18 protein-coding genes are annotated in these 16332 nt (G+C 30.2%); all 18 read left to right on the top strand.

Annotated elements, in window-relative coordinates; genetic code table 11:
• The first annotated feature begins 834 nt into the window (after window positions 1-834).
• The 18 genes from AC23MB_RS13645 to AC23MB_RS13730 all read left to right on the top strand — a co-directional run bounded on the left by AC23MB_RS13645 (window position 835) and on the right by AC23MB_RS13730 (window position 16083).
• Entirely contained in the window at window positions 835-1875 is a 1041-nt protein-coding gene (locus tag AC23MB_RS13645; protein ID WP_487787557.1) for a hypothetical protein, read from the top strand.
• Between the two features lie 228 nt (window positions 1876-2103).
• Window positions 2104-2556 carry a hypothetical protein gene (locus AC23MB_RS13650; protein WP_487787558.1) on the top strand — a complete coding sequence of 151 codons (453 nt, stop codon included), beginning with the start codon at window positions 2104-2106 and terminating at the stop codon, window positions 2554-2556.
• A 9-nt stretch (window positions 2557-2565) separates the two neighbouring features.
• Window positions 2566-3132 (top strand): hypothetical protein, encoded by a 567-nt coding sequence (locus tag AC23MB_RS13655; RefSeq protein ID WP_487787559.1) that lies wholly within the window; start codon window positions 2566-2568, stop codon window positions 3130-3132.
• A 255-nt stretch (window positions 3133-3387) separates the two neighbouring features.
• On the top strand, window positions 3388-3603 hold the full coding sequence (locus AC23MB_RS13660) for a hypothetical protein (protein ID WP_487787560.1): 216 nt from the start codon (window positions 3388-3390) through the stop codon (window positions 3601-3603).
• A 1-nt stretch (window position 3604) separates the two neighbouring features.
• Window positions 3605-4282, top strand: coding sequence for a hypothetical protein (locus AC23MB_RS13665; RefSeq protein ID WP_487787561.1), 678 nt, complete (start codon window positions 3605-3607; stop codon window positions 4280-4282).
• Window positions 4283-4584: 302 nt separating this feature from the next.
• Entirely contained in the window at window positions 4585-5172 is a 588-nt protein-coding gene (locus AC23MB_RS13670) for a TetR/AcrR family transcriptional regulator (RefSeq protein WP_312324725.1), read from the top strand.
• Between the two features lie 3 nt (window positions 5173-5175).
• Window positions 5176-5568, top strand: a complete 393-nt coding sequence (locus AC23MB_RS13675) for a cupin domain-containing protein (protein ID WP_312324724.1) — start codon at window positions 5176-5178, stop codon at window positions 5566-5568.
• A gap of 10 nt (window positions 5569-5578) precedes the next feature.
• Window positions 5579-6904, top strand: a complete 1326-nt coding sequence (locus AC23MB_RS13680; RefSeq protein ID WP_487787562.1) for a TolC family protein — start codon at window positions 5579-5581, stop codon at window positions 6902-6904.
• A gap of 1 nt (window position 6905) precedes the next feature.
• Window positions 6906-7991 carry an efflux RND transporter periplasmic adaptor subunit gene (locus AC23MB_RS13685; RefSeq protein WP_312323903.1) on the top strand — a complete coding sequence of 362 codons (1086 nt, stop codon included), beginning with the start codon at window positions 6906-6908 and terminating at the stop codon, window positions 7989-7991.
• 3 nt (window positions 7992-7994) lie between these two features.
• Window positions 7995-9218 carry an ABC transporter permease gene (locus AC23MB_RS13690; RefSeq protein ID WP_312323906.1) on the top strand — a complete coding sequence of 408 codons (1224 nt, stop codon included), beginning with the start codon at window positions 7995-7997 and terminating at the stop codon, window positions 9216-9218.
• Between the two features lie 2 nt (window positions 9219-9220).
• Window positions 9221-9895, top strand: coding sequence for an ABC transporter ATP-binding protein (locus AC23MB_RS13695; RefSeq protein WP_312323908.1), 675 nt, complete (start codon window positions 9221-9223; stop codon window positions 9893-9895).
• A 370-nt stretch (window positions 9896-10265) separates the two neighbouring features.
• Complete coding sequence (locus AC23MB_RS13700; protein ID WP_487787563.1) at window positions 10266-10592, top strand: ArsR/SmtB family transcription factor; 327 nt, start codon at window positions 10266-10268, stop codon at window positions 10590-10592.
• A gap of 56 nt (window positions 10593-10648) precedes the next feature.
• On the top strand, window positions 10649-11122 hold the full coding sequence (locus AC23MB_RS13705) for a DUF6428 family protein (protein ID WP_487787564.1): 474 nt from the start codon (window positions 10649-10651) through the stop codon (window positions 11120-11122).
• A gap of 38 nt (window positions 11123-11160) precedes the next feature.
• Complete coding sequence (locus tag AC23MB_RS13710; RefSeq protein ID WP_487787565.1) at window positions 11161-11934, top strand: metallophosphoesterase family protein; 774 nt, start codon at window positions 11161-11163, stop codon at window positions 11932-11934.
• A gap of 17 nt (window positions 11935-11951) precedes the next feature.
• Entirely contained in the window at window positions 11952-12332 is a 381-nt protein-coding gene (gene gcvH / locus AC23MB_RS13715) for a glycine cleavage system protein H (protein ID WP_487787566.1), read from the top strand.
• A gap of 3 nt (window positions 12333-12335) precedes the next feature.
• Window positions 12336-13379, top strand: a complete 1044-nt coding sequence (gene arsB / locus AC23MB_RS13720) for an ACR3 family arsenite efflux transporter (protein WP_487787567.1) — start codon at window positions 12336-12338, stop codon at window positions 13377-13379.
• 374 nt (window positions 13380-13753) lie between these two features.
• Entirely contained in the window at window positions 13754-15010 is a 1257-nt protein-coding gene (locus AC23MB_RS13725) for a DNA cytosine methyltransferase (protein ID WP_487787568.1), read from the top strand.
• Entirely contained in the window at window positions 15007-16083 is a 1077-nt protein-coding gene (locus AC23MB_RS13730; protein WP_487787569.1) for an HpaII family restriction endonuclease, read from the top strand. The genes AC23MB_RS13725 and AC23MB_RS13730 overlap by 4 nt, the downstream gene beginning before the upstream one ends.
• Window positions 16084-16332: the final 249 nt, after the last annotated feature.

Consider the following 16332-nt stretch of genomic DNA (forward strand, 5'->3'; position numbering starts at 1 on the left):
ATTTTATTAAAATCACTCAAAAAAAATAATACTTTTACAAAAACAAAAGTTGCACTAGCAATTTGAGACCACCATTTAGCTCGGTAAGCCAAAAGAAATCGAGATAAGTTTTCAAGAAAAATTTTCGAAATTTTCATGGTTTGTTTATCTGAAAAGTGAATCTGCTTCTCTCCTATTTTCCTGAAAATTACAAATCAAAATTTTGAATTTAATCATAATTCAAAATTAGGATTACTCATATAATTCTCAAATTTCAACTCGTAAAATATTGAAAACAAAAAGGTTATAGATATCAAAAACGGAAAACCCAGAAAACGTAGGCTTGGCTCTGAACAGAATTTTCAAGAAAAAATACAGATTACAGGCGAGATTTACTCCTTTGCGCATAATTAAAACCAAAAAAAGAACAGATTTAAGGCAAACAAACTTAAAATAGAAAATTCTACAGCATTCTTCATAAACTCTAAAAAAAAGAAAAAACCAGATTTAGAATCAAACCAGTGATCAAAAAGCGAGAGTTTTTCTTACATTAATAAAAAGAAGCAAGTTATTTTAAAGCTAAAATATAGATGGATCGAAAGTCGCTGACATTCCCATTCTCAACTGCCCGGCGTATAACAAGCAGTTTGGCGCAATGCGGGGGAAGTTATCAGTTGAAAATCTTTAAACATTTATTCGCCATCGCTTTTTTATTTCACTTTTTTTCTTAATTTAGTTGCATAAAAAAGCAATGGCTTTTTGTTGTGATAATAGAAAAAGTTTAACCATTAATCCCGCACTGCGGCCAAGCTGCTAGGCGTTAGCTGAAACCATTAGAAAACACAACGATATTAAATGAGCAACATATTTGATTTTATGAAGTCATTAAATGATTTGTCAGAAAAAACAAAGTCATTAAATATTTTAAGGTCACCTTTACATAATCAAATGATAGAAATGGCTAAATTTTCTAACATAAATTTACAACCTAATTCTTTAGCTGCATTAATGTCAATTTCAAAAATAATTAGTGATAGTAGTTTTCAAAATAGTTTGATTAATGCCAACCAAATTAATAATAGTTTAAATTTTGGGATTATGCCTATGGCAAAGTTAATCCAAAATAGTAGAATCCAAAAAATTGGGCAAACTATTGCAATACCAAATTCCACTTTAAGTGCATTCTCACAATTAGCAGCTCAACAAGAAAAAATAAATGAAAGTTTATTTGCTTCATTATCTTCTATAAACTCAATTTCTTTAGCTCTAAGTGAAGTAAATAAAATTAAAAATCTTAATATTGCTTTTACTAGTCTTTCAGCTGAAATTGCAAAATTAGCTTCTATTAATCAAACCTGGGATATAATTGAAGATTTTGAAGATTTAACGACAGAAGCTGTAACTCTGTCCAATCAGTTAATAGAAGAATATAATCCAACAATTACAGAAGAAAATTCAAATGAGTTTAAATTATTTTTAAATTCAGTTGAAGAATTTTACAAAAAGCATAAAGATGCTGGAATTATATTACTTTTTGTTATAGATGTGATATTAAGATTTGCTGGACTTCATCAATATTACGATTTCATCAAAGATAAACCAGAACCTGCCACAAAAATAGAATTTAAAGAAATTAAAAATTCTCAAGCAACTATTTTAAGAAATCTTGATGAAATCAAAAACCAATTAAATGAAAAAAATAAAATATCATATACCAATAAAAATTGCCAAATTAAATTAAAACCAAATTCTAGATCAAGTGTAATTAATAATTTACCAGAAAATTATGAAATAGTAGTTGTTAAAATTCAGCCTACTTGGTTTTTGATTAATTATTTTGATCCAAATGACGGATTACCACAAACTGGCTGGATAAACAAAAAAGATATTAAATAGTATGGCTTCAGCTAACATAGGTTTTGCAAAATGCGGGGTTTTGTCTAAGCTGAAAATTTCGTCAAAATAATTCGCAACTGCTTTTCATATTGTTTTTTTATTTAATTTAGACAATCTGAAAAAGCATTTGCTTCGTTTCTGAATTCTTGAACTTTTGGTTCTTCGAATTCCGCACTTCGCAAAGCCTTTTTCCGTTAGCAGAAATTTTATAAAAAATCGCATTTCAAAATGAAACTTAAAACACAATTATTCTTTTTTTTACTTTTATTTTCTAATTTTTTGTTTTCTCAACAACTTAAACTAAGAATGCTTGAACAGCTTTCAAATATTTCTATGGTATCAATTGATGAGTATATGAATAATGCACAAGGATTTAAGAAATTAAGAGAGGAGAACGATGGTCGAACAATAACATATGTAAGAAATACTGACAATGATATAAACAAGGTAATCATTGTAAAAGTTCTTTCAGCATCTAACAGAGGGCTTAATGCATTAGACGTAACAATTGGTAAAAATATTGACTTACAAAAATTTAAAAACGAGCTAATTGACAATGACTATAATTATAAAGGAATCAATAACAATATGCTGATTTACGAAAAAAACAAAACGGCATTTCTAATCAGAGAGCAAATTAATGCAATGGGAACAAATCAAATAATGTTTATTTTTGAATAAATTCTATCAATGAAAAAAATATTTTTACTTTCTATTATCTTAATTTCTCAGATTGTTCTTGCACAGAAATCAAATTATAATAAATACCAAAACAATATTTATTCATTTGAATTGCCTAAGGTTTGGACGGTTCCTATTAAAAAAGTTATAAAAGAATATACTGAAAAGGAAAAAGGAATTGCGAAAGACAATCAAATGAACTATAATTCTTTTGACTTTTTATTTTCTAATAAACATAATGATACGCTGTATTTTCCAATAATTAAAGTTACCACTCTAAGAACTGATAAAAATCTATTTTTAGAAATGAAAAAGCAATTTGGATCAGATTATATTGAAAAAGAAATCATTGTTAGTGATGAAAGCTTAACATTTGAAGGAAGACCACTTGTTGATACTAAAAATCAGAAAATATCAATTTCAATGAACTCAGAGGAAATTTTCGGTCAAACTATGATGTTTTTTTCTAATAATTCTATAGTCCAGTTTACTTATACAGATAATAAGAGTAATAAATGTATTGAATGTTTATTACTATATTATAATTCTGTTAATGAGACTTTTAAGTTTAAATAAAAACTTCTGCTAACATTGTATTGGCAAAATGCGGGATTGAAGTTTTAATTGAAAATTTAATTGTATTTCGTCGCAAAAAACTTTTTCCTTTTACTATTTTTTGTATTTTAGCAAAAGGAAAAAAGTTTTTGCTTTTTGTAGTTTAAGTTGAACATTTTCAGCGTTTTAGTCCGCACTTCGCCAATACTTTTTCCGTTAGCGGAAATTTTATAAAACAGCACTGCCTAGATTCTATAAATTTTATTTCTTTTAATTATGAAGAAACTTAATAAGAAAATAATTGAACTAATCTCTGATTATATAGAGCAATATCCTGAACAAAGATTTGGGCAAATATTATTTAATTTAGACATAAATCAATTCGTAAATTCAAAAGAATACGAACCAAAAATAAGAGATATTTATTATGATTCTAATAAGGAAATTTTAGATCGAATTGAAAAGCGTATTAATTTATTAAATAAAGAATAAAATGATAGAAGAACAAAATATTTTCTTTAGCGTAAAAAGAAATTTCAATCAAAAAATTGAAGAAATTTGGAATAATGATAAATTTAAGGAAATTGAAATTATAAAAAGGGGCTATGCTATTCAAGATGAAATTTATACAAATTCATTAATGTTTATCGGAATTAATCCTTCATATGATAATAATCCTAATCGGATTTTTTACAATTTTCATCAAAGTGAATATCAAATTCATCCATACTTTTCTAAATTTCAAAAAATATCAGAACAAGTAGACATTCCTTGGACTCATTTTGATTTACTTTTTGTTAGAGAAACCAGACAAAGTGAAATTGAAAAATTATATACTTTACCAAATGGTGTAGAATTTATATATAAACAATTGGAAATTTCAAAAACAGTAATAGAACTTGCTCGACCAAAAGTTATTATCGTTAATAATACTTTAGCAAGAAAATATTTTGGACTTGATAAAAATCTAGAAAAAAATGAAAATATTTGGATGGACTTTAATTTTGAATTTGACGATAAAATAGGCACTTATCTAATAACTGATGGAATATTAAAAAATACGCCCGTTTTCTTTACTAGCATGTTAACTGGACAAAGAGCTCTTGATAGAGGTTCATTTGAAAGATTAGTATGGCATATAAATTTCGCATTGAGTAAAAACTTCCGCTAACATAGGTTTTGCAAAATGCGGGGTTTTAGGAAAACTGAAAATTTTGTAAAAATAATCCGCAACTGCTTTTCATATTGATTTTTTCTTTAATTTTAACAATCTGAAAAAGCATTTGCTTCGTTTCTGAATTCTTGAACTTTCAGTCCTTCGAATTCCCGCACTTCGCAAAGCCTTTTTCCGTTAGCGGTAATGCGTCCAAAACCCTTTCCAATACTACAAATCAATAATATTTTAAAATAATACTTGTCTATTAAAAATAAAGTTTTACTTTTGCAGAGTGAATATTCACTAACATATATTATATGGAAACAGATTTATCTACAAGACAATTAGAAATCATTGAAGTATCAGGTAAAATTCTGATGCAGAAAGGAATTCCGGGTTTGACAACAAAAAACCTTGCCCAAGAAATGAAATTTTCTGAAAGTGCTTTGTATCGACATTTTAAGGACAAAGAAGAAATTATCATTCATTTAATTAGCTATTTATCTAAAAATGTAAATGACCGATTCAAAAGTATCATCAATTCGGATTTAAATGCAGAGGAAAAATTTAAACAACTTTTTAAAAGTCAGTTTTCTTTCTTTAAAACCAATCCGCACTTTATAGTAATTGTTTTGTCGGAAGGACTTTTGGATAATTCAGAAAAAACAAAAAACATAATTTTAAATTTAATGCAAACCAATTCTATAATCTTTAGGAAAGTAATTGAAGAAGGACAAGAATCCAAAGTATTTAATCAACATATTGATTCCGATTATTTGGTTCATTTTACAATGGGAGCATTTAGATTACAAATGCTAAAATGGAAAATGGAAAACTTTCATTTTGATATAGAAAAAAAAGGAAATGAAACAATGAATAATCTATTAACACTTATAAAAATTTAGAAAATGAAAAAGATAAAATTTGCATTTTTCGCATTTGCACTATTTGCATTCACAAATAATTCTATTGCACAAACAAACAACTCTAATAATAAAAATATGGAAAGGTATAATCAACTCGATGCTTTACACGACAGCACTAAATCATTATCTGTAAATGTTCTTTTTGAAGGAAAAGAAGGCGTTACAAGAAGCTTACAGATAAACAAAGATGGTATTTTGGCAGAACATATTACTAAAACAGATGCTATTTTAATTTGTGTAAGTGGTGAAGTGGTTTATGAAGACGAGAAAAACAATCTTAAAACACTCAAAGCTGGTGATTTTTACAAAATTGAACCACAAGTAAAACATTGGGTAAAAGGTATTGAAAATAGTCAGTTGCTTTTAATTAAATAAAAAAAATTATATGCGTAAGTTAGTGAATATTCACAAACAAATACTGGTTTTATCACTGATACTATTTAGTTTCAAAAACAGTTTAGCCCAAGAAAGTAAAACATTTTCGACGCTATATGAAGTATTGGAATTTTCTAAAACGAAAAATTACAGTTTTGATAATGCAAAGCTTCAAACACATCTAGCAGAATTAGCAAAAAAAACCGCTTTTGGCAATGCATTTAATCCAAAAGTGAATACAAGTATTCAGGTTTTAGACAATATCAATTTACCAATAAGTTATTTGCCTGCCGAAGCGTTTGGCGGAGTTTCAGGAACTTTTAAAGAAGTGCAAATTGGACAGCAATATGTTTCTACTTTCAATATTCAACCACAATTTGACATTATCAATTTATCAAATTTTGCTCAAATGAAATCGGCAAAAATTAATGAGCAATTGGTAGAAAATCAAAATAAAATCAACGAACAAAATCTATATGAAAAAATAAATGCGGTGTATTTTAATATCATCTCTTTTAATGGACAAAAGGAAGTTGTAGAAGAAAATATTTTGATTGCCGAAAATATTCTAAAAATTATTTCAGAGAAAAATAAGGAAGGAATCGCAAGAAAACAAGAAGTAAACGAAGCTGAAGTGAATTTAATTTTATTAAAAGATAAACTGGAACAATTGGAAATGAATACCAAAATTCAATACGAAATTTTGAATTTATTTTTTGAAAATAAAATTGAAAGCAATTTAAAACAAACTATATGGGATTTTAAAGACCAAACAATCCTATTTGCAAACCAAAACAATCTACAAAACCAAAATAGCGAATTACAAACGCAATTGGCACAGCAAGAATACAAATCTTTACAATATCAAAATTATCCTACTCTCTCTTTTGTTTCTTCTTTTAATTGGCAAAATTTGAGTAACGACAATTTTTTCGCAAGCAAATCCAATTGGCAAAATTTTAATTATGTGGGATTAAAACTGGGTTGGGAATTACCAACAATACAGCGTATTTCCAATATCAAAAGCAAAAAAATACAATTGGAAATATTACAAAAAACAAATGAACATATAAAGGCGGAAACAGAAAGTAAAAATGAACAATTGAATTTGGAATATCAAAAATCTTTACAACAATTCATCAATTTTCAAAAGGTATTTGATTTGAAAAAAGATACCTACGAGAAGAATTTTAACCAATTTAAGGAAGGAATTTTACCATTAGACAAACTTTTGATTTCGCAAAACGATATGATTATTAGTAAACTAAATATAGTTTCTGTATTAACCAATATTGGATTTAGCAAAAGTAAAATTGAAATTAATAATACATTTTAAGATGAAAAACATAGTTATACTATTTACATTATTCACGGTTTTTTCTTGCACTAAAAGCAAAGAAGAAAAACCCATTAGACAAGACATTAAAGAACTCGTTTTTGCTTCGGGACAATTGGAGTGGGACGATTCTTATAATCTTGCTGCCCAAACTGATGGTGTATTAAAAAGTGCAAACTTTGATGTTGGTAAAATGGTAAATAAAGGTGCTATGATTGCAGAAATTGAAAATCAAACCAATCAAATAAATACTCAAATAGCACAAGAACAATTAGTGATTTCCAACGAAAATTTGAGCTATAATTCGCCTGCATTACAACAATTACAACAAAATATAGCGTTTGCAGAAAGCAAATATGCACAAGATAAAACCCAAGAAGAACGCTACAAAAGACTCTACCAAAGCCAAAGTGTGGCGAAGGTAGAATATGAAAATATGCAGCTAAACAGCAAAAACTCTTTGTCAAACTTAAATGCACTAAAAAAACAGGCAACACAAATTTTGCAAACTGCAAAACAACATCAAATTGCTACCAAAGGTCAATTGCAAAATAATCAAGTAGTTCAAAAATACAATTCAATTACAGTTACAGAAAGTGGTACAATTATTAAAAAACATAAAACTACAGGAGACTATGTAAGGAAAGGCGAAGTAATTGCCACCATTGCCAATGCAAAAAAAGTAGAAGCTGTTCTGAATGTAGATGAAAATAGTATTGGTAAAATTAAAATTGGACAAGCGGTTTTTGTGCAATTAAATAGCAATAAGAATATAATTTATAATGGTAAAATATCAGAAATTATATCAGCATTTGATGAGAAAACACAATCCTTTATTTGCAAAGTAATTTTTGATAAAACAATTGACAATTCACTTTATGGAACTCAATTAGAAGCCAATATTTTGGTGGGCGAAAAGAAAAATGCCCTTTTAATACCAAGAAATTATGTAGGATTTGGGAACAAAGTAAACGTAAAAGGCAAAGACGAGTATGTGATAATAAAAACAGGAATTGTTTCTACCGAATTTGTAGAGGTATTGAGTGGAATTAATGAAAATGATGTGATTTTACCATTGAAGTTATAAGTTATGAACATAAACAGTACCATTGCAAAAACCTATATTTTTTCTAATAAAAAACTCACAGCCGTAGCAGTTTTGGGTGTTTTGTTAGGAATGTCGGTTTACATATTTATGAATAGTTTATTGGTAGGTTTTGATAAAAGTTCTAACACTTCTATTTTCAGAAACACCTCTCACATAAGAGTTTATAAAGATGATGAAATAAGTAAGCCACTAATAAATACGGACAATACTAAATCAATTATTGTTAATCCAAAAGTAGTCCCTATAAATAGTGTAATCATAAATCCCAATAAGATAATAGAAACAATTTTAAAACAGAAAGAAGTAACCGTAGTAACACCACAAGTAAATACAAATGTATTTTACAACAATGGAAAATCTCAAATTTCAGGACTATCCGTTGGGATTAAACCAGATGAAGCAGATTTGATGTACAATATAAAATCGTTTATGGTTGACGGGAATTTTGATTTATTAAAATCAAACCCAAGCGGAATTGTTATCGGAAGTGGTATTGCAGAAAAAATGAATTTGACCATCAGCGATAATTTAAACCTTACTTCCAGCAAAGGCATAAATAGAACTTTTAAAGTAGTTGGGATTTTTAAAACCAATAATTCCATAACAGATAAAACCAAATCCTATATCAATTTAACAGCTTCGCAACAATTATTAAAAGAAGGTAATTCTTACATAACTGATATAAATGTAAATGTAACTGATCCAGAAATTGCAGAAAAAGTAGCAACAAAACTTACACAAATTACAGGTTACAAAGCTGAAGGTTGGAAACAAGCCAATGAAACTTTAATGGCAACCAACAAAATGCGAAAAATGATTATCACATTCGTTTCTTTGACTATTTTATTGGTGGCAGGTTTTGGAATTTATAACATTTTGAATATGACTGTTTCTCAAAAAATCAATGACATTGCTATTTTAAAAGCAATGGGCTTTAAAGGAAAAGATGTGGTTAGAATTTTTGTAACACAAGCCATTTCCATTGGAATAATGGGCGTAATTGGAGGTGTAATTATGGCAACAATTTTAATTACCATTTTAAAAAGAGTTTATCTCGGCGGCGACATTGGTTATTTTCCGATAGATTATGAACCCAAAAAATTTGTACAAGGAATTGTAATAGGATTAATTATAACATTTTTTGCAGGTTATATACCAGCCAAAAAAGCAGCTAATGTAGACCCAGTTGATATTTTAAGAAAATAAAGATGAATACAATATTAAAAACAGAAAATATAGATAAATTCTTTCACGAACCAACAGAATTTCAAGTATTGAAAAACATACATTTTGAAGTTCAAAAAGGCGAATTTTTATCGATGATAGGAAAATCAGGCAGTGGAAAATCTACTCTGTTGTATATTCTTTCTACAATGGATACTGACTATTCAGGAAAATTGTTTATTGATAACCAATTAACCACAGGAATGACCAAAGACCAATTAGCTGAATTAAGAAACGAAAAAATTGGTTTTGTATTTCAGTTTCATTATTTGTTAGCCGAGTTTTCTTGTTTACATAATGTGATGATTCCTGCACTAAAATTAGGGAAATTTTCCGAAAAAGAAATTGAAGAAAGAGCCTATCAGAAATTAGAAATATTAGGATTAAAAGACCAAGCCCTAAAACCAGCAAGTAAACTTTCAGGCGGACAACAACAGCGTGTAGCAATTGCTCGTGCTTTAATCAACGACCCTTTAATTATTATGGGAGATGAACCCACAGGAAATTTGGACAGTAAAAATACCGACATAGTTTTTGATATTTTTCAAGACCTCAAACGAAATTACGGACAAACGATTATAGCCGTAACCCACGATGATGATTTTGCCAAAAAAAGCGACCGAATAATAGAAATGAAAGACGGTGAAATATTGAGATAACGCACTACCGCTAACAAGGTATTGCCAAAAGCGGGGCTGAAGGAATTCTATTGAACTTTTTTGCTATATTTGAACTTTGGTATTTCTATTGAAGTTCGGTGCTAAAAATCCCCGCCTTCGGCAATACCCAAACCGTTAGCTGTCACCCTAAAAAACGACACTGCAAAACTCGACTGACAAACAAAACATCGACAATTGCCAACGCTTCGTAAAATTAAAAGAGGTGCAAGCCAACACACAAAGCCAACGCTATTGCACCACATTTAATTTTACCCAACCGCACAAGAACCGACATCAAAAAAAATCTCAAAAAGTTTGGACGACTAAAAATATTTATCGTAATATTGCAATATTAAATTTGATAACAAAAATGGGAGCGACAAAAACTGACCACTTTACTGACCAACAAAACCAAATTGCGACCATCGCAAAAGCTTTGGGACATCCTGCAAGAGTGGCGATTATCGAATATCTTTTAACCGTGGACACTTGCATTTGTGGCGATATTGTTAACGAGTTGCCATTGGCACAAGCTACCGTTTCGCAACATTTGAAAGAACTAAAAAACGCTGGTCTGATTAAAGGAAATATCGAAGGCAACTCGATTTGTTACTGTATTGACGAAAACACGTTTGGCATTTTAAAAACATATTTCTCTAACATCATTACAAAAGTTACTGAACAAAAGTGTTGTTAGTATTTTTATCTAATCAATCGTAATATTGCAATAAAACAAATTAAATATTCAAAATAATGAAATTATCAACCATCAAAGAAATTTTACCAACATTGGAAAATGTGGAATTTCAACTCGAAAACGGAGCTTTTGTGCCTGAGCATTTTCACGTTACAGAAGTGGGACAAATCACTAAAAATTTTATCGATTGCGGTGGCGTAATTCGTACCGAAAAAGTGGCCAACTTTCAACTGTGGAATGCTGACGATTTCGAACATCGCTTAAAACCTACTAAACTTTTAAACATCATCAAACTTTCGGAAGAAAAATTAGGCATTGAAGATGCCGAAATTGAAGTGGAATATCAAAGTGAAACCATCGGAAAATACGATTTGGAGTTCAATGGGAAAACATTTGTACTGAAAAGCAAAACCACCGCTTGTTTGGCACAAGATGCTTGTGGTATTCCATCTGAAAAAGAAAAGAAAAATTTGGCTGAACTGAATGTAAATCAAGCAAATGCTTGCACACCTGGTGGAGGTTGTTGCTAAATTCAAAACAATAAAAATTAATTCAAAATTATATCAAAATGAACATTGCATTATTCAGCGACATTCACGCTAATTTACCTGCATTAGAAGCCTTTTTTGCAGATGTGGACAAGAGAAATCCAGACAGCATCTATTGTTTGGGCGATTTGGTGGGCTATAATATTTGGCCAAACGAAGTGGTAAACGAAATCCGTAAAAGAAAAATACCAACCATTGCAGGAAATTACGATTTTGGCATTGGAAGAATGAGCAACGAATGCGGTTGTGCTTACAAAACAGACAGTGAAAAAGACAACGGAAACATTTCTATTTCATTCACCAATTCTTTGATGAAAGATGAAGAAAGAGCGTATTTGCGTACACTTCCAGCCCATATCAAAGTAGAATTTCAACTCAACGAAGATAAATTGAATTTGCTTTTAGTACACGGAAGTCCAAGAAAAATAAACGAATATCTTTTTGAAGACCGTGAAGAAAAAAGTATGCTTCGCATTATGGAGCAAGCCGATGCAGACATTATGTGTTTCGGACATACACACAAACCGTATCACAGAGTTTTAAATTCGGGAATTGATGGACAAAATCATTTCAGACACGCCATCAATATTGGTTCGGTAGGCAAACCCAAAGACAGCGATGTAAGAGGCGGTTATGTAATGCTTACGATTAATGAAAACAGTTCTGTGTTGGACAAAGACAGCATTAAAGTAGAATTTATTCGATTTGAATATGACTTTGAAAAAGCTGCAAAAGCAGTGGAAGACAGTCCGCTCCCCAACGAGTATGCAGACAATTTAAGACGTGGTTATTAATCATTAAAAGCGAAGAAATGAACATTCTAAACGATTTATACTTTTCCAAAGAACATACTTGGGTGCGTATAGAAAATAATATTGGAACAATTGGTATTACAGATTTTGCCCAAAGTGAATTGGGCGAAATCGTGTATGCCGATGTGCCAAATGTTGGCTATAATTTTAAACAGGACGAAGTTTTCGGTTCTGTTGAAGCCATTAAAACCGTGAGTGATTTATTTATGCCTTTGTCTGGAAAAGTACTTGAAACCAACAAATTACTTTTAAAAGAACCAACATTGGTAAACAGCGAACCCTTTGAAAATGGTTGGATGATAAAAATTGAAATTGAAAACAGCCAAGAAATTGAAAAATTATTAACAGCGGAACAATACGCTAAAATTACAAACACATAGAAAATGCAACCAAAACTAAAATTTCTTGACCGATACCTCACGCTTTGGATTTTCCTCGCAATGCTTTTAGGTGTTGGTTTGGGTTATTTTTTTCCAAATATTTCCAGCGTTACCAACTCACTTTCGGTTGGAGCCACCAATATTCCATTGGCAATTGGACTGATTTTAATGATGTATCCACCACTTGCAAAAGTGGATTATTCGTTGTTACCAATGGCGTTTAAAGACAAAAAAGTAATGTCTGTTTCGCTATTGCTGAACTGGATAATTAGCCCAATTGTAATGTTTATTCTCGCCATTATTTTCCTCAAAAACGAACCCGATTATATGGTGGGTTTAATTTTGATTGGTTTGGCAAGATGTATTGCAATGGTAATTGTATGGAGTGATTTGGCAAAGGCAAATAGAGAATATACAGCAATGTTAGTGGCACTAAACAGCATTTTTCAATTGGTATTTTATAGTTTTTATGCTTGGCTTTTCATCAATATTTTACCGCAGAAATTAGGTTTGGGAAATTTCAATATTTCTGTGCCAATGAAAGACGTTGCCGAAAGTGTTTTCATTTATTTGGGCATTCCGTTTTTGGCTGGTTTTTTAAGTCGTCATTTTTTAATCAAATCAAAAGGCATTGAATGGTTCAACAGAAAATTCATCCCTGCAATTTCGCCTATTACTTTGTATGCTTTGCTTTTTACGATTGTACTAATGTTCAGTTTAAAAGGCGACAAAATTTTAGAACTTCCAATGGATGTGGTAAAAGTTGCCATTCCGTTAGTTATCTATTTTGTGTTGACATTTTTTGTAAGTTTCTTTATCAGCAAAGCCTTAAAAGTACCTTACGACAAAAACGCATCGATTGCATTTACCGCCACAGGCAACAATTTTGAGTTAGCCATTGCAGTTGCCATTGCCGTTTTTGGCTTGCATTCGCCACAAGCATTTGTAGGCGTTATTGGACCTTTGGTTGAAGTGCCTGTTTTGATTTTGTTGGTAAGAGTAAGTTTCTGGTTAAAGAAGAAATGTTATTCGGACAAAATGAGATAATAAACAAACCAAAATCCCACGCTTTTGGTAGCACATTTGCATTTTTAGCCAACGCCCAAAGCCAACAAAAAATGCAAAAGAGCTACCAATCCAACGCACCACAACCCGACAAAATAAACTGACAAACAACGATGCGAAAAGAAGGGCGAACAGCTAACAAGGTATTGCCAAAAGCGGGGCGAAACGACTTCGATTCAACATTTGTGCAAGATTCAACAGCAGTAATTCTATTGAACTTTTGTGCTAAAAATCCCCGCCTTCGGCAATACCCGAACCGTTATGTGCAAGCGTATTACAAATTTTGCGCATAATTCCAAGTTGAAAATTTAAGCCATTTTTTTTGTAAATTGCAACAAAAATTTGATTATTAAATAATGGAGATTGCAGAAAAAATATCGCTTGAGAAAATACGAAATGACAGGAAAAACCCTATCAAAAACTTCGATATTAAAGATGCTGTAATCACTCATTACCTTCATAATAACATAAATGGTGTATCTCAATTCTATAAAAAAGATGCGATTAATTACACCAATGAAATTGTAAAAAATTACATTTCTGAAGAACAATCTGAATATTTATCAGAAAAAACATTTCAACTAGAATTATTTGAAAATGAAGATATTCCATTTCCGCCAATCAAAAATCCTAAATTTAAATTCATAGATCTTTTTGCTGGAATTGGTGGATTTAGAATAGCACTTCAAAATCTTGGTGGTAAATGTGTTTACACAAGTGAATGGGACAAAAATGCTCAAAAAACTTATCGCGCAAATTTTGGTGAAACTCCATTTGGAGATATTACAAAAGAAGAAACAAAACAATATATTCCAGACGGTTTTGATTTGCTTTGTGCCGGTTTTCCTTGTCAAGCATTTTCGATTGCAGGAAAACGAGGCGGTTTTGAAGATACAAGAGGAACTTTATTTTTTGATGTTGCAGAAATTATAAAAAGAAAACAACCAAAAGCAATCTTCTTGGAAAATGTAAAAGGTTTGAGAAGTCACGATAAAGGAAAAACTTTAGAAACTATTCTAAATGTTTTGAGAAATGATTTAGGTTATTATGTTCCAGAACCAAAAATTGTAAATGCAAAAGATTTTGGTGTACCACAAAATCGTGAAAGAATTTATATTGTTGGGTTTCACCCCTCAATAAAAATTACAGAATTTAATTATCCAAAACCTTTTGATTTCCAGAGAACTTTTGAAGATGTAAAAGAAGAAAATGTTGTTGAAACAAAATATTATCTTTCTACTCAATACTTACTAACTCTTGAAAATCACAAAGCAAGACACGAAAGTAAAGGGAATGGATTTGGTTTCCAAATAATTGCTGATGACGAAATTGCAAATGCAGTTGTTTGTGGAGGAATGGGAAGAGAAAGGAATTTGGTTTTTGATGATAGAATTACAGATTTTACTCCTACAACTCACATAAAAGGAACTGTAAATCGTGAAGGAATCCGAAAAATGACTCCAAGAGAATGGGCAAGATTGCAAGGATTTCCAGACGATTTTATAATTCCAGTTGCTGATGCTTCCGCTTATAAACAATTTGGAAATTCTGTCGCTGTTCCTGCAATACAAGCAACTGCGAATGAAATATTGAAATTAATAAATAAAAAATGATAAAAGGAAATAAAGGAGAATGGAGTGAAGTTTATACTTTACTTAAAATTATTGCAGATAAAAAACTATTTGCTGGAGATAGCAATCTCAACAAAATAGAAAACCTTATTTTCCCTATCATAAAAGTTCTTCGTGATGAATCAAACGGAACTTTTGAATTCAGTTACGAAAATGATTTGGTAATTGTTAAAAATCACAACGAGGAATTTCGTGTTGAAATAAATGAATTTCAGAAACAAGCGCATTTACTTCTATCAAAATTAAAAGAAAAAACAAATTCAACATTTTCAATTCCTGAAATTGAACAATTCATAAATTCATTCAATAGTCATTCTTTAAAAGCAAAATCAACTGTAAAAAGTGATATTAGAATTGTAATCCACGATCAAAGAACTGGAACAAATCCTGAACTTGGATTTAGTATAAAATCACAACTTGGTGGTGCTTCTACTCTATTAAATGCAGGAAAAACTACAAATTTCAATTTCAAAATTTCAAATCTAATTTTAACAAAAAGTCAGGTTTCAGAAATAAATAAAATTGATACAAGAAGTAAAATCAAAGATAGAATTGAAAAGATTCAAAAATTGAATGGACAATTTATATTTGATAAACCCGAAAGTAAAATTTTTGAAAGCAATTTACTTTTGATTGATAGTGCTTTACCAAAAATTATTTCAGAAATTTTATTTCTATTTTTCACTTCAAACCATTCAAAAATTTCAGATTTGGTATCTGAAATATCAAAAAAGAACCCGCTTGATTTTAACTTGGAAAATAATCACCCATTTTATTCTTACAAAATCAAAAGATTTCTAACAGATATTGCATTAGGAATGATGCCGTCAAAAGTTTGGACAGGTGAACTTGATGCAACAGGAGGTTATTTAGTTGTTAAGAATGATGGAGAAATTTTATGTTATCACATTTACAATCGAAATGAATTTGAAGATTATTTGTTTGCAAATACAAAACTGGAAACTGCAAGTAGTTCAAGACACGAATTTGGAAAAATTTATGAAAATAATGGTGAAAATTTCTTCAAACTGAATTTACAAATTAGATTTCTATAAAAACGCCTGCACATAACATTGTATTGGCAAAATGCGGGGTTAAATCCACAATAGAAAGATTTGTTTGTATTTCGTCGCAAAAAAACTTTTCGTTCCACATTTTTTCTGTAATTTAGTTTCACGAAAAAGTTTTGCTAATTGTCATGTAAGTTGAACATTTTCAACTTCTTCACCCGCACTTCGCCAATACTTTTTCCGTTATGCGACATTTTACCGCCGTTTCAGAAATCTAGTGCAACAAATGTTAAA

The organism is Soonwooa sp. T0.1_25 (genome assembly GCF_057652215.1).

Coding starts and splice junctions, on each gene's coding strand:
- AC23MB_RS13650 (WP_487787558.1), top strand. CDS start 2,104: ATGAAACTTAAAACACAATTATTCTTTTTTTTACTTTTATTTTCTAAT.
- AC23MB_RS13655 (WP_487787559.1), top strand. CDS start 2,566: ATGAAAAAAATATTTTTACTTTCTATTATCTTAATTTCTCAGATTGTT.
- AC23MB_RS13730 (WP_487787569.1), top strand. CDS start 15,007: ATGATAAAAGGAAATAAAGGAGAATGGAGTGAAGTTTATACTTTACTT.
- AC23MB_RS13725 (WP_487787568.1), top strand. CDS start 13,754: ATGGAGATTGCAGAAAAAATATCGCTTGAGAAAATACGAAATGACAGG.
- AC23MB_RS13645 (WP_487787557.1), top strand. CDS start 835: ATGAGCAACATATTTGATTTTATGAAGTCATTAAATGATTTGTCAGAA.
- AC23MB_RS13705 (WP_487787564.1), top strand. CDS start 10,649: ATGAAATTATCAACCATCAAAGAAATTTTACCAACATTGGAAAATGTG.
- AC23MB_RS13680 (WP_487787562.1), top strand. CDS start 5,579: ATGCGTAAGTTAGTGAATATTCACAAACAAATACTGGTTTTATCACTG.
- arsB (WP_487787567.1), top strand. CDS start 12,336: ATGCAACCAAAACTAAAATTTCTTGACCGATACCTCACGCTTTGGATT.
- AC23MB_RS13710 (WP_487787565.1), top strand. CDS start 11,161: ATGAACATTGCATTATTCAGCGACATTCACGCTAATTTACCTGCATTA.
- AC23MB_RS13670 (WP_312324725.1), top strand. CDS start 4,585: ATGGAAACAGATTTATCTACAAGACAATTAGAAATCATTGAAGTATCA.
- gcvH (WP_487787566.1), top strand. CDS start 11,952: ATGAACATTCTAAACGATTTATACTTTTCCAAAGAACATACTTGGGTG.
- AC23MB_RS13685 (WP_312323903.1), top strand. CDS start 6,906: ATGAAAAACATAGTTATACTATTTACATTATTCACGGTTTTTTCTTGC.
- AC23MB_RS13660 (WP_487787560.1), top strand. CDS start 3,388: ATGAAGAAACTTAATAAGAAAATAATTGAACTAATCTCTGATTATATA.
- AC23MB_RS13695 (WP_312323908.1), top strand. CDS start 9,221: ATGAATACAATATTAAAAACAGAAAATATAGATAAATTCTTTCACGAA.
- AC23MB_RS13675 (WP_312324724.1), top strand. CDS start 5,176: ATGAAAAAGATAAAATTTGCATTTTTCGCATTTGCACTATTTGCATTC.
- AC23MB_RS13700 (WP_487787563.1), top strand. CDS start 10,266: ATGGGAGCGACAAAAACTGACCACTTTACTGACCAACAAAACCAAATT.
- AC23MB_RS13665 (WP_487787561.1), top strand. CDS start 3,605: ATGATAGAAGAACAAAATATTTTCTTTAGCGTAAAAAGAAATTTCAAT.
- AC23MB_RS13690 (WP_312323906.1), top strand. CDS start 7,995: ATGAACATAAACAGTACCATTGCAAAAACCTATATTTTTTCTAATAAA.